The sequence below is a fragment of the Mycobacterium sp. genome (assembly GCF_046095365.1).
Lineage (GTDB): Bacteria > Actinomycetota > Actinomycetes > Mycobacteriales > Mycobacteriaceae > Mycobacterium.
In genome coordinates, this window is record NZ_JBJTJF010000159.1 from 1 (window position 1) to 14,673 (window position 14,673).

9 protein-coding genes and 2 pseudogenes are annotated in these 14,673 nt (G+C 70.0%); 7 read left to right on the forward strand and 4 right to left on the reverse strand.

The genetic code is table 11. From position 1 onward, the window contains the following. The 5 genes from ACKOQ4_RS12025 to ACKOQ4_RS12045 form a co-directional block, all read left to right on the forward strand. Positions 1 to 1,753 (forward strand): MMPL family transporter (locus ACKOQ4_RS12025; protein WP_526292082.1); only part of this gene is annotated, 1,753 nt, incomplete at its 5' end. Positions 1,754 to 1,835: 82 nt separating this feature from the next. Beyond that, on the forward strand, positions 1,836 to 2,255 hold the full coding sequence (locus ACKOQ4_RS12030) for an MmpS family transport accessory protein (RefSeq protein ID WP_526292094.1): 420 nt from the start codon (positions 1,836 to 1,838) through the stop codon (positions 2,253 to 2,255). Beyond that, positions 2,252 to 5,116, forward strand: a complete 2,865-nt coding sequence (locus ACKOQ4_RS12035; RefSeq protein WP_526292084.1) for an MMPL/RND family transporter — start codon at positions 2,252 to 2,254, stop codon at positions 5,114 to 5,116. Before ACKOQ4_RS12030 ends, ACKOQ4_RS12035 begins: the two co-directional genes overlap by 4 nt. Beyond that, complete coding sequence (locus tag ACKOQ4_RS12040) at positions 5,113 to 6,351, forward strand: serine hydrolase domain-containing protein (protein ID WP_526292086.1); 1,239 nt, start codon at positions 5,113 to 5,115, stop codon at positions 6,349 to 6,351. The genes ACKOQ4_RS12035 and ACKOQ4_RS12040 overlap by 4 nt, the downstream gene beginning before the upstream one ends. 188 nt (positions 6,352 to 6,539) lie before the next feature. Continuing rightward, positions 6,540 to 6,767, forward strand: coding sequence for a WhiB family transcriptional regulator (locus ACKOQ4_RS12045; RefSeq protein ID WP_526292088.1), 228 nt, complete (start codon positions 6,540 to 6,542; stop codon positions 6,765 to 6,767). Between the two features lie 24 nt (positions 6,768 to 6,791). Here the strand turns inward: ACKOQ4_RS12045 and ACKOQ4_RS12050 are convergent, their stop codons facing one another. From ACKOQ4_RS12050 to ACKOQ4_RS12060, 3 genes are all read right to left on the reverse strand, one after another. Next, the gene (locus ACKOQ4_RS12050) at positions 6,792 to 8,126 is read right to left on the reverse strand and encodes a macrolide-binding ATPase MABP-1 (protein ID WP_526292096.1); all 1,335 of its coding nucleotides are present in this window, start codon (positions 8,124 to 8,126) and stop codon (positions 6,792 to 6,794) included. 183 nt (positions 8,127 to 8,309) lie between these two features. After that, entirely contained in the window at positions 8,310 to 9,167 is an 858-nt protein-coding gene (locus ACKOQ4_RS12055) for a TOMM precursor leader peptide-binding protein (protein WP_526292098.1), read from the reverse strand. Between the two features lie 59 nt (positions 9,168 to 9,226). Beyond that, entirely contained in the window at positions 9,227 to 10,597 is a 1,371-nt protein-coding gene (locus ACKOQ4_RS12060) for a zinc-dependent metalloprotease (RefSeq protein WP_526292090.1), read from the reverse strand. Between the two features lie 31 nt (positions 10,598 to 10,628). Here ACKOQ4_RS12060 and ACKOQ4_RS12065 point away from each other — a divergent pair, with 31 nt between their 5' ends. After that, the gene (locus tag ACKOQ4_RS12065; protein ID WP_526292092.1) at positions 10,629 to 11,651 is read left to right on the forward strand and encodes a YlbL family protein; all 1,023 of its coding nucleotides are present in this window, start codon (positions 10,629 to 10,631) and stop codon (positions 11,649 to 11,651) included. Between the two features lie 67 nt (positions 11,652 to 11,718). After that, positions 11,719 to 14,424: pseudogene (locus tag ACKOQ4_RS12070) on the forward strand (UPF0182 family membrane protein); the annotation flags it as partial. Positions 14,425 to 14,564: 140 nt separating this feature from the next. On the opposite strand, the pseudogene ACKOQ4_RS12075 reads toward ACKOQ4_RS12070, so the two are convergent. Next, positions 14,565 to 14,669: pseudogene (locus ACKOQ4_RS12075) on the reverse strand (hypothetical protein); the annotation flags it as partial. Positions 14,670 to 14,673: the final 4 nt, after the last annotated feature.

Below are 14,673 nucleotides of genomic sequence, written 5' to 3' on the forward strand. Positions count from 1 at the left end.
GGCCCTGCCCGGCTACAAGCCCTCCTACGACGCCCGCCCGTATCAGCCGGACTGGGCCCCGGCCAAGGTGGGCTACGCCGCCGCCGAGCGGCACTTCTCCACGGCCCGGCTCAACCCGGAAGTCCTCATGCTGGAGTCCGACAAGGATCTGCGCACCCCGGCGAATATGAAGGTGCTGGAGAACGTGGCCAAGGCGGTGTTCCGCACCCCCGGTGTGGCCATGGTGCAGTCCATCACCCGGCCGCTGGGCACCCCGCTGGACCACTCCTCGCTGGGTTTCGCGATGAGCGCGCAGAGTTCGGCGCAGATCCAGAACCTGCCGTTCCAGCAGGCCCGCGCCGCCGACCTGGCCCGCCAGGTCGCCGAGATCTCCAGGGCGATCGACCTGCTGCGCGATCAGTACGGGCTGCAGCAGCAGCAGTACGACCTCCAGCAGCAGGCCACCGCGGCCACCGACGAGCAGGTGAAGGCCTTCGCGGAGACCTACGCGACGATCAAGGACCTGCGCGACAAGGTGGCCAACGTCGACGACTTCCTGCGGCCCATCAAGAACTACTTCTATTGGGAGCCGCACTGTTTCGACATCCCGGCCTGCCAGTCGTTCCGGTCGCTGTTCGAGGCGATCGACCAGGTCGACGAGCTGACCGACCAGTTCGGTGCGGTCACCAAGAGCCTGGACAAGCTCAACGCGCTGCAGCCGCAGCTGCTGGCGCTGATCCCCCGGCAGCTGGAGCTGGTGCAGGAGCAGATCGCCAGCCAGGAGACCAACAAGTCGCTGGCCGAGTCGAACTTCTCCACCCAGTCCGGGTTGTCCGCCCAGGCCGACGAGGCGCTGAGGAACTCCGACGCGATGGGCAAGGCGTTCGACGAGTCCAACGACGACAGCACCTTCTACCTGCCGCCGGAGGTGTTCGACAACGCCGAGTTCAAGCGCGGCCTGACGCTGTTCCTCTCCCCGGACGGCCGCGCCGCCCGGATGATCATCACCCACGACGGCGACCCGGCCACCCCGCGCGGCATCTCGCACATCGACCCGATCCGCCAGTCCGCGCAGGAGGCGCTCAAGGGCACCCCGCTGGCCGGGGCGCAGGTCTTCATCGGCGGCACCGCCTCGGGTTTCAAGGACGCCCGCGACATGGCGAACTACGACCTGATCATCGTGGCGATCGCCGCGATCAGCCTGATCCTGCTGATCATGATCGTCGTCACCCGCTCCCTGGTGGCCGCGCTGGTGATCGTCGGCACCGTCGTGCTGTCGCTGGGCGCGTCGTTCGGGCTGTCGGTGCTGATCTGGCAGCACCTGCTGGGCATCCAGCTGTACTGGATCGTGCTGGCGCTGGCCGTCATCATCCTGCTGGCGGTGGGGTCGGACTACAACCTGCTGGTGATCGCCCGGTTCAAGGAGGAGATCGGGGCGGGGCTGAACACCGGCCTGATCCGCACCATGGCCGGCACCGGTTCGGTGGTCACCGCGGCGGGCCTGGTGTTCGCCCTGACCATGTGCGGCTTCGCGTTCGGCGACCTGATGGTGCTGGCCCAGATCGGCACCACCATCGGCGTCGGCCTGATCTTCGACACCCTGGTGGTGCGCTCGTTCATGACGCCGTCGATCGCCGCGCTGCTGGGCCGCTGGTTCTGGTGGCCGCTGCGGGTGCGGCCCCGGCCGGCCAGCGCCATGCTGCGCCCCTACGGCACCAGGCCCAGCGTGCGCGACCTGCTGGACGCCCGGACCGGCGAGGCACAGGACCGGTAGAAACGGCGGCGGGCGCAGCCCACCCGGTACGGTTCTGCGTGAGAAAGGCGGGCGGGTGAAACGCAGACTGGCGAGCCGGGTGATGTCGAAGACCTGGATGCTGATCGTGGCCGCCGTCGTCATCGGCGCGGCCGGCTTCTCGGTCTACCGGCTGCAGGGCATCTTCGGCACCCACGTCGACACCTCCACACCGGGCGGGGGAGCCGGCGAGATCGCCGCCTTCAACCCCAAGACCGTCCTGCTCGAGGTGTTCGGCAACCCCGGGTCCACCGCCCGGATCAGCTACACCGACGTCGACGCCCAGCCCCAGCTGATCGACTCCGCGCCGCTGCCGTGGGCGTATGAGGACTCGACCACCGCCCCGGCGGTGGTCACCAACATCATGGCCCAGAGCGACGGCGGGGCGGTGGGCTGCCGCATCACCATCGACGGCGTGGTCAAGGCGGAGAAGTGGGTCGACGCCCCCGCCGCCTACACCTACTGCCTGGACAAGTCCGGATGATCGCCAAGATCATCCGCCGGCTCGCCGTGCCCATCCTGCTGGCCTGGATGGGACTGGCGGCCTTCACCAACACCACCGTGCCGCCGCTGGAGAAAGTCGCCGAGTCGCACAACGTGGCGCTCTCGGCCAAGGACGCGCCGTCGCTGAAGGCGATGCTGCACATCGGCAAGGTGTTCAACGAGTTCGAGTCCGACAACGCCGCGATGATCGTCATCGAGGGCGAGCAGCCGCTGGGGGCGCAGGCGCACGCCTACTACGACTCCCTGGTCGCCGAGATGGAGGCCGACCCCGAGCACGTCTCGCACGTGCAGGACTTCTGGGGCGACCCGCTGACCGCGGCCGGCTCGCAGAGCCCGGACGGCAAGGCCGCCTACACCCAGGTGTTCCTGGTCGGCAACCAGGGCGAGGGCAAGGCCAACGAGTCGATCGCCGCGCTGCGCGACATCGTGGAGCGCTCGACGCCGCCGCCCGGGGTCAAGGCCTACGTGACGGGTCTGTCCCCGCTGGTCTCCGACCAGTTCAACGTCGGCTCCAAGAGCTCCAAGAAGGTCACCCTGATCACCTTCGCGGTGATCGCGGTCATGCTGCTGTGGGTCTACCGCCGGATCTCCACCGTCTGGCTCACGCTGGTCACCGTCGCCATCGAGGTGGCCGCGGCGCGCGGGGTGGTCGCGGTGCTGGCGCACAACAACCTCATCGGGCTGTCGGTCTACGCCACCAACCTGCTGACGCTGCTGGCCATCGCCGCGGGCACGGACTACATGATCTTCCTGGTCGGCCGCTACCAGGAGGCCCGGCACAACGGGGAGTCCCGCGAGCAGGCCTTCTACACCGCCTTCCACGGCACCTCGCACGTCGTGCTCGGCTCGGGCCTGACCATCATCGGCGCGGTCTACTGCCTGAGCTTCACCCGGCTGCCGTACTTCAAGAGCCTCGCGGTGCCGGCCGCCATCGGCATCTCGGTGGCGCTGCTGGCCGCGCTGACCCTGGCCCCGGCCATCCTGACGCTGGGCAGCTTCCTGGGGGTGTTCGACCCGAAGCGGGCGCTGCGCACCCAGGGCTGGCGGCGCATCGGCACGGCGGTGGTGCGCTGGCCCGGGCCGGTGCTGGCGGTGTCCATCGGCGTCGCGCTGATCGGGCTGGTCGCCCTGCCGGGGTACAAGACCAGCTACGACATCCGCCCCTATCTGCCGCCCGGCACCCCGTCCAACGTCGGCTACGCCGCGGCCGAACGGCACTTCTCCACCGCCCGGCTCAACCCCGAGCTGCTGATGATCGAGTCCGACCGCGACCTGCGCGACCCGGCCGGCATGCTGATGCTGGAGAAGGTCGCCAAGGCGGTGTTCGCCGCCCCCGGCGTGGCGATGGTGCAGTCCATCACCCGCCCGCTGGGCACCCCGCTGAGCAACTCCTCGATCCCGTTCCAGCTGAGCCTGCAGAGCGCCACCCAGCTGGAGGCGCTGCCGTTCCAGCAGGCCCGCGCCCAGGACCTGCTCACCCAGGTCCAGGAGATCAGCAACTCCATCGACCTGCTCAAGCGGCAGCAGGCGTTGCAGCAGCAGCTCTCCGACGCCACCAACAACCAGGCCCAGGAGTTCAAGAACACCGGCGACGCCATCAAGGACCTGCGCGACAAGCTGGCCAACGTCGACGACTTCCTGCGGCCGATCCGCAACTACTTCTACTGGGAACCGCACTGCTACAACATCCCGGTCTGCTACACCTTCCGCTCGCTGTTCGACGCGCTGGACGGAATCGACAACCTCAACGACCAGTTCGACAAGATCTCCGTCGCGCTGGACCAGATGACCGCGCTGCAGCCGCAGATCCTCGCGCTGATCCCCGAGCAGCTGGCCATCCAGGAACGCTCGAAGACGTTGGTGCAGAACAACTATTCGACCCAGACCGGGCTGCTCGAGCAGTCCAGGGAGGCGCTGGCCAACGCCGGCGCCATGGGCAAGGCGTTCGACGAGGCCAAGGACGACAGCTCGTTCTACCTGCCGCCGGAGGTGTTCAACAACGCCGAGTTCAAGCGCGGCCTGTCGATGTTCCTCTCGCCGGACGGCAAGGCCGCCCGGATGATCATCACCCTGGACGCCGATCCGGCCACCCCGCAGGGCATCTCCTACATCGACGGGATCGACAAGTCGGTGCGCCAGGCGATCAAGGGCACGCCGCTGGCCGGGTCGAACATCTACCTGGCCGGCACCGCCTCGACGTTCAAGGACATCCAGTACGGCGCCAAGTACGACCTGCTGATCGCCGGCATCGCCGCGCTGAGCCTGATCCTGCTGATCATGATGTTCGTCACCCGCTCGCTGGTGGCCGCGCTGGTGATCGTGGGCACCGTCGCGCTGTCGCTGGGCGCCTCCTTCGGGCTCTCGGTGCTGGTGTGGGAGAAGCTGCTGGGCATCGAGCTGTACTGGATCGTGCTGGCGCTGGCGGTGATCCTGCTGCTGGCGGTCGGCTCGGACTACAACCTGCTGCTGATATCCCGGTTCAAGGAGGAGATCGGCGCCGGGCTGAACACCGGCATCATCCGGGCGATGGCCTCCACCGGTTCGGTGGTGACCGCCGCCGGCCTGGTGTTCGCGGCCACCATGGGCTCGTTCGCGTTCTCCAACCTGCGGGTGCTCGGCCAGATCGGCACCACCATCGGCCTGGGGCTGCTGTTCGACACACTGGTGGTGCGCTCGTTCATGACCCCCGCGCTGGCGGCGCTGCTGGGCCGCTGGTTCTGGTGGCCGATGAAGGTCCGGCCCCGGCCGGCCAGCCGGATGCTGCGCCCGTACGGCACCCGGGGGAGCGTGCGGGAACTTCTGCACGACGAGGACGCCCCGGAGCCTACGATTCAACAGTGAGCGACAACCCCTACGCGACGGCCGAGGAGCTCGGCCTGATGCGGGGTTTCCCGCCGCCGCCGGGCAAGCGGGTGGACCGGACCAACGCCTTGATGGCGCCGCCCTACAACCGCTGGGCCTACCAGCACATGCGCACCGTCTTCCCGTCGGCGGCGGTGTCCAACGGTGCAGACGTTCTGCCGCTGCACACCGAGATCGACTCGGGCATCACCGAACTGGAGGTCGCCCGCGCCGACGGCAGCCGGGCCGACTTCGCGACGTTCCTGCGCGAGACCTACACCGACTCGCTGCTGGTGGCCACGCCCGAGCGGCTGGTCTACGAGTTCTACTCCAACGGCATGCACCCGCGTCAGCCGCACCAGATGATGTCGGTCACCAAGTCCTTCGCCGGGCTGTTCGCGCTGATGGCCGCCGCGGCCGGCGAGCTCGACGAGAACGCCCGGGTGGCCGCGATGATCCCGGAGCTGGCCGGCGCGTCGGCGTTCGCCGACGCCACCGCGCGGCAGGTCATGGACATGACCAACTCGATGGACTTCAACGAGGACTACGCCGACCCGAGTTCGGGCATCGCCCGCTACGGCATGGCGCTGGGCCTGCTGGAGATCCCCGGCGCCCCGCCGGCGGAGGGTCTCTACGACTTCCTGGCCACCCTGGGCAGGGACCCGGCCCACGAGCACGGCGCGGTGTTCCACTACCAGACCCCCAAGACCGACGTCGTCAACTGGCTGACCAACCGCGCCACCGGAAGGTCCTTCCAGGACCAGATGTCGCAGGTGCTGTGGTCGCCGCTGGGCACCGACGGCGAGACCTACGTGCTGCTGGACCGGTGCGGCACCCTGGTGGCAGGCGGCGGGCTCAACGCGACGCCGCACGACCTGACCCGGTTCGCCATGATGCTGCTCAACGACGGGACGGCCGGCGGGCGGCGGATCGTGGCGCCGGCGATCATCGACACCCTGGAGGCCGGCGGCAGCCGGGAGGCGTTCGCCGCCGGGCCCGAGGCCACCGGGGCCTACGCCCGCGACTGGAGCTACCGCGCGCAGTGGTGGGTCCGGCACACCCCCGGCCGGGAGGCGATCAGCGCGATCGGCATCCACGGGCAGTGGGTCTACGTCGACCGCCGACGCGGGGTGGCGATCGTCAAGCAGTCCTCCCAGCCGGTGTCCTCCGACCCGGACGCCGACGCGTTCATCCTCGGTGCCTTCGACGCGATCGTCGACCGCGTCGGAAATTAGGTTGTGCCCGGGCGGGCGCCCCCGCTAACCTGACGGCCATGTTCTTCGCCGCCGCGCACCACGCCGCCGCTCGCCAGTCCGTGGACTGGGGCGACGCCTAGCGCTACCCCGACGAACCCAGGCCACGGACGAACCGAAGTCCGTGGCCTTTTTGTTTGTCCGAAACACCAGCCGAAAGAGAGAGACCGATGTCCATTCCGTGCCGGGACGGTGATCCCGACCTGTGGTTCGCCGAGGAGCCGGACCGCCTCGAGCGCGCCAAGGCGCTGTGCGGCGGCTGCCCGATCCGCCGCCAGTGCCTGACCGCGGCGCTGGAGCGCGCCGAGCCGTGGGGCGTGTGGGGCGGGGAGATCCTGGAGCGGGGCAGCGTGCTGGCCCGCAAGCGGCCCCGCGGGCGTCCGCGCAAGGCCGCCTGAGCCAGGGTCGGTGCCGGGAGGGTCCTAGGCCGCGGGCTCGGCGTAGCCGGGGATGAGCCGCTCGGCCATCTCGCGCACCGGGACGCGGCAGTCCAGCTGGCAGGAGATCGCCACGTTGGAGGCGATCACCCGCAGCGGGATGGCCAGCTCGGCGGGCAGGTCCATCTGACGGGCCATCTTCAGCTGCTGGGGCGCGTTCTCCATGTTCGACTGGGCGTGCTTCTGCAGCCACTTGCGGGTGTAGTGGAACACCGGCACCTCGACGGGTTCGACGTACTGGGCCAGCATCTCGTCGATGGCCTCGACCGGCAGCTGCTCGCCCTTGCGGACGAAGCCGACCTTCTCCATCGTCGGCAGCAGTTCGTCGTACTTGCGCTGCTGGGCCAGCCGGATCATGATGCCCATCTCCTCGGGCAGGCCGTCGGGCAGCGGGGCGACCGCGCCGAAGTCGATGACCACCAGCTTGTCGTCGTCGCGCAGCATGAAGTTGCCGGGGTGGGCGTCGCCGTGCATCAGCCCGACCCGCGCCGGCGCGTAGAAGGTCAGCTCGAAAAGCCTTGTGCCGCAGAGGTCGCGCTCGCGGCGGGTGCCCGCGCGGATGATGTCGGCCATCGGCTTGCCCTCGATCCACTCGCTGACGACGACCTTCGGCGAGCTGCCGACGACGTGCGGGATGGCGAAGTGCGGGTGGCCCTCGTAGGCCTTGGCGAAGGCGCGCTGGTTGTCGGCCTCGAGCCGGTAGTTCAGCTCCATCTCAGTGCGCTCGACGAGTTCGTCGACCACCGCCTGCACGTCCGCGCCGGGGGCGAGCTGCTTGAGCATCGAGGTCAGCCGGCGCATGGTCTTGAGGTCGGCGCGCAGCGCCTCGTCGGCGCCGGGGTACTGGATCTTGACGGCCACCTCGCGGCCGTCGGCCCAGACCCCCTTGTGCACCTGCCCGATGCTGGCCGAGGCCACCGGCTCGTCGTCGAAGGAGCTGAACCGGCCCCGCCACTTGGTGCCCAGCTGCGCGTCGAGCACCTTGTGCACCTTGGCCGCCGGCATCGGCGGGGCGTCCTTCTGCAGCTTGGTCAGCGCCTCGCGGTAGGGCTCGCCGAACTCCTCGGGGATGGCGGCCTCGAGCACCGACAGCGCCTGGCCGACCTTCATCGCCCCGCCCTTGAGCTCGCCGAGCACGCTGAACAGCTGGTTGGCGGCCTTCTCCATCAGCTCGGCGTTGACCTCGTCCTTGGACTTGCCGGTCAGCCGCTTGCCCAGTCCGAGCGCGGCGCGCCCGGCCATGCTCACCGGGATGCTGGCGAGCTTGGCGTTGCGGCGCGCGCCTCCGCGCTTGATGTCGTCAGCTGCCACGCCCACCATCATCCCCGACGAGCCGGGTTGGTCAACGCGGCGGGGCGGGCGAATCGCGCGGCGGGCGGTAGCGCTGACGCCTCTGGGGGTACCTCTAATACTTGTGCCCACCTATGAGCGACACGGACCCGGCTTGCTCGCGCAGCGCGACGACGCGCCAGATGATCCGGTGCTCGGTGGTGGGCAAGAGTGTTAGTGGTCCGGCGCAGGCTCGGCGGGGGCGGGCGGGGGACGCCAGCACCCGCACAGCGGATGACGGACCCAGCGGCGGGTGACGATGCGCCGGGTGGCGACGTCGACCTCGACGGTGGCGTTCATGGTGGCGGGTGCGGGGGCCCCCAGAGCGTGGGCCGCGCGCACCGCGGCGATGACCTGCTGCAGCTGGCTCAGCGCCAGCGCCGCGGTGGCCAGCACCGCCGGCCGGTCGGCCACCCCGACCACGCCGCGCAGCTGGGCGGCCAGCGCCGGCCAGGCCGGGTCGCGGTCGGTGCGGTGCAGATCGGCGCACACCAGGCAGCTGGTCAGCCCGGGGATCACCAGCGGCCCCACCACCCCGGAACCGTCGCGCAGCCGCACCGGCAGGTGCGGCACCCGGTAGAGCTGCAGATCCCGCACCAGCCGCGGGTCGGCGGCCAGGGTGTCGGCCAGCACCACCAGGTCCACCCCGGCGGGCGCGCCGGTGGCGTTGGGGTGACTCGAGCGGCTCACCCGCGCCCCCGAACAGCGCAGCCCCTCGGTGAGCAACTCCGACAGCGGGCCGCCGCCGTGCACCCGGATCGACAGCGTCCGCCCGCCGCGCGCACCCCCGCAGGCCCGCACCACCCCGGCGGCCACCAGCTGGCCCACCAGCGCGTCGAGCCCGCCGGCGTCGGCCAGCCCGTGCCGGGCCGCCACGACCGCCAACTCGGCCCGGGTGGCCGGCACCGACATCGCGCGCAGCACCTCGGCCAGCCCGCCGCAGGACAGTCCGGCCGGGGGACGGGCCAGCACCGCGCGGCGGGGATCCCAGCCGACCTGAACCGTCCCGTCGGGACGCAGCAGCACCGGCATCGCCGGGTCGAGCGCGTATCGCACCGGCTGACTGTGACACCGCCGCGGTGCGCGCCGCCTCAGCTATCCACAGCGTCGCCGGGAGCCTCGGGGGCGTCGGGCTCCCTGCCGGCGAGGTCCCGCTCGAACTCGGCGATGGCGGCGTCGATGTCGATGCTGCCGACGTCCCCGCCGATCACCCGGTCGATGAACGCCGCCGGCTCGTCGAGGTCCGACGACGACGGCATCAGGTCGGGGTGCTGCCACACCGCGTCGCGGCCGTCGATGCCGACCGCGTCGGTCAGCCGCTGCCAGAGCACCGCGGCCTCGCGCATCTTGCGCGGCCGCAGCTCCAGGCCGAGCAGGGTGGCGAAGGTCTGCTCGGCCGGCCCGCCGGTGGCACGGCGCCGGCGCAGCATCTCGCTCAGCGCCTCGGTGCCGGGGATGCGCTCACCGAGCGCGGCGCTGACCACCGTGGACACCCAGCCCTCGACCAGCGCCAGCAGCGTCTCCAGCCGGTCCAGCGCGGCGGTCTGCTCGGGGGTGGCCTTGGGTTCGAAAACCCCTTGGGAGAGAAGCTCTTCCATCTTCGACGGGTCGCCCATCGAGGCCGGGTCGAACCCGGAGGCGAGCTCCTCGATACCGCTCATGTCGACCTTCATGCCCTTGGCGTAGGCCTCCACCGCGCCCATCAGCTGGCCGGCCAGCCACGGCACGTGGCCGAACAGCCGGTGGTGGGCGGCCTCGCGGGCGGCCAGGAACGTCAGGATCTCGCTGCGCGGCTGCTCCAGACCCGCGGAGAGCTCCTCGATGGCCTCCGGCATCAGCGCGGCCACCCCGGCCGGGCCCAGCGGCAGGCCGATGTCGGTGGAGGTCAGCACCTCCCGCGACAGCCGGCCCAGCGCCTGGCCCAGCTGCGAGCCGAACGCCATCGACCCCATCTGGCCCAGCATCGCGATCAGCGGCCCGGCCATCGCCGCGAGCTCCTTGGGGCCGTCCTGGCCCAGCGTGGAGGTCCAGACCGCCGAAACCTGTTCTGCCATCGGGTCGCACAGCCGCTGCCAGGTGGGCAGGGTGTTGTCCACCCAGTCCTGCGGGGTCCAGGCCGCCGCCCGGGTGGCCCCGGCCGGCAGGGCGGTGGCGCCGTCGAGCCAGGTGTCGGCCAGGTGCACCGCGTCGGCCACCGCCGAGGCGGTGGACTCCGGCACCGGCGCGCTGAACCCGATCGAACTCGACGCCAGCTTGCGGGCCAGGTCGTAGTTCACCGGCCCGGCGTTCTTACCGCCGGCCATCGCGCTGCCCGCCCCGGAGAACATCTCGCCGAGCTGGCTGAACAGCTTGCCCAGATCGCCCATGCTGAATTCGCCGCCCGAACCCGGGTTGGCGGCCCGATCCGGCTTGTCGCGGTCGGGGTCGTCGCCGGGGGAGAAGCCGAACGGCACGTCGGGCATGCCCCCAACCGTACCCACTACCCTGTGGTTCGTGAACCGGCGGATCGTGACGCTGATGGTGGCGATGGTGCCCATCGTCATCTTCGGCGTGCTGCTGGCCGCGGTGACGGTGCCGTTCGTGGCGCTGGGCCCGGGCCCCACCTACGACACCCTCGGCGACTTCGAGGGCAAGCCGGTGGTGGCCATCGACGGCACCGAGACCAAGCCCACCAGCGGGCATCTGAACATGACGACGGTCTCCCAGCGCGACGGCATGACGCTGGGCCAGGCGCTGGCGTTCTGGCTGTCCGGCAACGACCAGCTGGTGCCCCGGGACCTGGTGTTCCCGCCGGAGAAGACCCGCGAGGAGGTGGAGAAGTCCCAGAACGAGGACTTCACCCGCTCCGAGGACAACGCCGAGTGGGCCGCGCTGAACTACCTGAAGTACCCCAAGGCCGTCGTCGCCGCCAAGGTCAACGACCCCGGCCCGTCGCTGGGCAAGCTGCAGTCCGGCGACGCGATCACCGCCGTCGACGGCACCAGGGTCGGCACCCTGGACGCGTTCACCAAGTACATGAAAGCCACCAAACCCGGCCAGGAGATCGTCCTGGACTACCGCCGGCGCAACGCCCCCGACGGCAGCGCGCGGATCACCCTGGGCCGCAACGAGGATCGCGACTACGGATTCCTGGGCATCGCCGTGCAGGAAGCGCCGTGGGCGCCGTTCAGCGTCGACTTCAACCTGGCCAACATCGGCGGCCCGTCGGCGGGGCTGATGTTCAGCCTGGCCGTGGTGGACAAACTCACCACCGGGGACCTCAACGGCGCGAAGTTCATCGCCGGCACCGGCAGCATCGCCGCCGACGGCACCGTCGGCCCGATCGGCGGGATCACCCACAAGATGGCCAGCGCCCAGGACGCCGGGGCCGAGGTGTTCCTGGTGCCCGCCGACAACTGCGACGAGGCCCGCTCGATGCGCGACTCGCGGATGGCTCTGGTCAAGGCCGAGACGCTGACCCAGACCATCGACGCGCTGCGCGCGCTGACCTCGGGCGGCAAGCCCCCGATGTGCTGACAGGCGGGCGACAAGCGCCCGCCGTGCTGATCGGTATGGTTGGAACCGTGAATCCCGGAGCGCGGCAGTGACCGTCCGTCCGCCCGCCCGCGGCCTGCCCGTGCTCAACCGGCGCAGCCGCATCGTGGCCGGGATCGCCGTCGCGCTGGTGGCGGTGCTGCTGATCGGCCCGCGCTTCGTCGACACCTACGTCGACTGGCTGTGGTTCGGCGAGCTGGGCTACCGCTCGGTGTTCACCACCGTGCTGTTCACCCGGGTGATCGTGTTCCTCGTCGCCGCCGTGCTGGTCGGGGCCATCGTGGCCGCCGGGCAGGCGCTGGCCTACCGCACCCGGCCGGTGTTCGTGCCGACCACCGGGCCCAACGACCCGGTGGCCCGCTACCGGATGGCCGTGATGACCCGGATGAAGCTGTTCAGCCTCGGGGTGCCGATGGTGGTCGGCGGGCTGGCCGGGATCGTCGCGCAGAGCTACTGGCCCAGGGTGCAGCTGTTCCTGCACGGGCGCAGCTTCGGCATCACCGACCCGCAGTTCGGCCGGGACCTCGGCTTCTACGCCTTCGACCTGCCGTTCTACCGGCTGCTGCTGAGCTTCCTGATGGTCGCGCTGTTCCTGGCGTTCCTGGCCAACCTGGTGGGCCACTACATCTTCGGCGGCATCCGGCTGGCCGCGGGCAGCGGGGCGATCAGCCGCGCCGCGCGCATCCAGCTGATCTCCCTGATCGGGGTGCTGGTGCTGCTCAAGGCGGTGGCCTACTGGCTGGACCGCTACGAGCTGCTCAGCCACACCCGGGTGGCCAAGCCGTTCACCGGCGCGGGCTACACCGACATCAACGCCGTGCTGCCGGCCAAGCTGATCCTGATGGCCATCGCGGTGATCTGCGCGGCGGCGGTGTTCTCCGCGCTGGTGCTGCGCGACCTGCGCATCCCGGCGATCGGCCTGGTGCTGCTGCTGCTGAGCTCGGTGGTGATCGGGGCGGGCTGGCCGATGATCGTCGAGCAGTTCAGCGTCAAACCCAATGCGGCGCAGAAGGAAAGCGAATACATCCTGCGCAGCATCACCGCCACCCGGCAGGCCTACGGCCTGACCAACGACACCGTCACCTACCGCGACTACAACGGCAACGCCCCCACCAACGCCGCGCAGGTGGCCGCCGACCGGGCCACCACCTCCAACATCCGGCTGCTGGACCCGACCATCATCAGCCCGGCGTTCACCCAGTTCCAGCAGGGCAAGAACTTCTACTTCTTCCCCGACCAGCTCTCCATCGACCGCTACGCCGAACCCGACGGCTCCCTGCGCGACTATGTGGTGGCCGCCCGCGAACTCAACCCGGCCCGGCTGATCGACAACCAGCGCGACTGGATCAACCGGCACACCGTCTACACCCACGGCAACGGCTTCATCGCCTCCCCGGCGAACACGGTGCGCGGAATCGCCAACGACCCCAACCAGAACGGCGGCTACCCGGAGTTCCTGGCGAGTGTGGTCGGCGCCAACGGCAGCGTGGTCTCACCCGGGCCGGCGCCGCTGGATCAGCCGCGGGTGTACTTCGGCCCGGTGATCTCCTCGGGCGCCGACGACTACGCGATCGTCGGCAAGAACGGCAACGACCGCGAGTACGACTACGAGACCAACACCGAGACCAAGAACTACACCTACACCGGGGTGGGCGGGGTGCCGGTGGGCAACTGGCTGGCCCGGCTGGTGTTCGGCGCGAAGTTCGCCGAACGCAACTTCCTGTTCTCCAACGTGATCGGCAGCAACTCCAAGATCCTGTTCAACCGCGACCCCGCCGAGCGGGTCAAGGCCGTCGCGCCGTGGCTGACCACCGACTCCACGGTGTACCCGGCGATCGTCAACAAGCGGATGGTGTGGATCATCGACGGCTACACCACGCTGGACAACTACCCGTACTCCGAGCTGACCAGTCTGTCCTCGGCCACCGCGGATTCCACCGAGGTGGCCGTCAACCGGCTGCTGCCGGACAAGAAGGTGTCCTACATCCGCAACTCGGTGAAGGCCACCGTCGACGCCTACGACGGCACCGTGGCGCTGTATGCCCAGGACGAGCAGGACCCGGTGCTACAGGCGTGGATGGAGGCCTTCCCGGGCACGATCAAGCCCAAGTCCGACATCACCCCCGAGCTGGCCGCGCACCTGCGCTACCCCGAGGACCTGTTCAAGGTGCAGCGCATGCTGCTGGCCAAATACCACGTCGACGACCCGGTGACGTTCTTCTCCACCTCGGACTTCTGGGACGTGCCGCTGGACCCCAACCCGACGGCGTCCAGCTTCCAGCCGCCGTACTACATCGTGGCCAAAGACCTTGCCAAGAACGACAATTCGAGCTCGTTCCAGCTGACGTCGGCGATGAACCGGTTCCGCCGCGACTTTCTGGCCGCCTACATCTCGGCCAGCTCGGATCCGGACAGCTACGGCAGGATCACCGTGCTGACCATCCCTGGTCAGGTCAACGGGCCCAAGCTGGCGTTCAACGCGATCTCCACCGACACCGCGGTGTCCCAGGACCTCGGCGTGATCGGCCGCGACAACCAGAACCGCATCCGGTGGGGCAACCTGCTGACCCTGCCGGTGGGCCAGGGCGGGCTGCTCTACGTCGCCCCGGTGTACGCCAGCCCCGGGGCCTCGGATGCTGCTTCGTCGTACCCGCGGCTGATCCGGGTGGCGATGATGTACAACGACAAGGTGGGGTACGGCCCCACCGTCAGCCAGGCTCTGGACGGCATCTTCGGCGCCGGCGCGGGGGCGACGTAGAGCAGCCCGCCCTGGCCCACCGGCAGGGTCAGCAGGTTGCCCCACCGGATCCGGTTCTGGTTGTCGCGGCCGATGACGCCGAGGTCCTGGGACACCGCGGTGTCGGTGGAGATGGCGTTGAACGCCAGCTTGGGGCCGTTGACCTGACCGGGGATGGTCAGCACGGTGATCCTGCCGTAGCTGTCCGGATCCGAGCTGGCCGAGATGTAGGCGGCCAGAAAGTCGCGGCGGAACCGGTTCATCGCC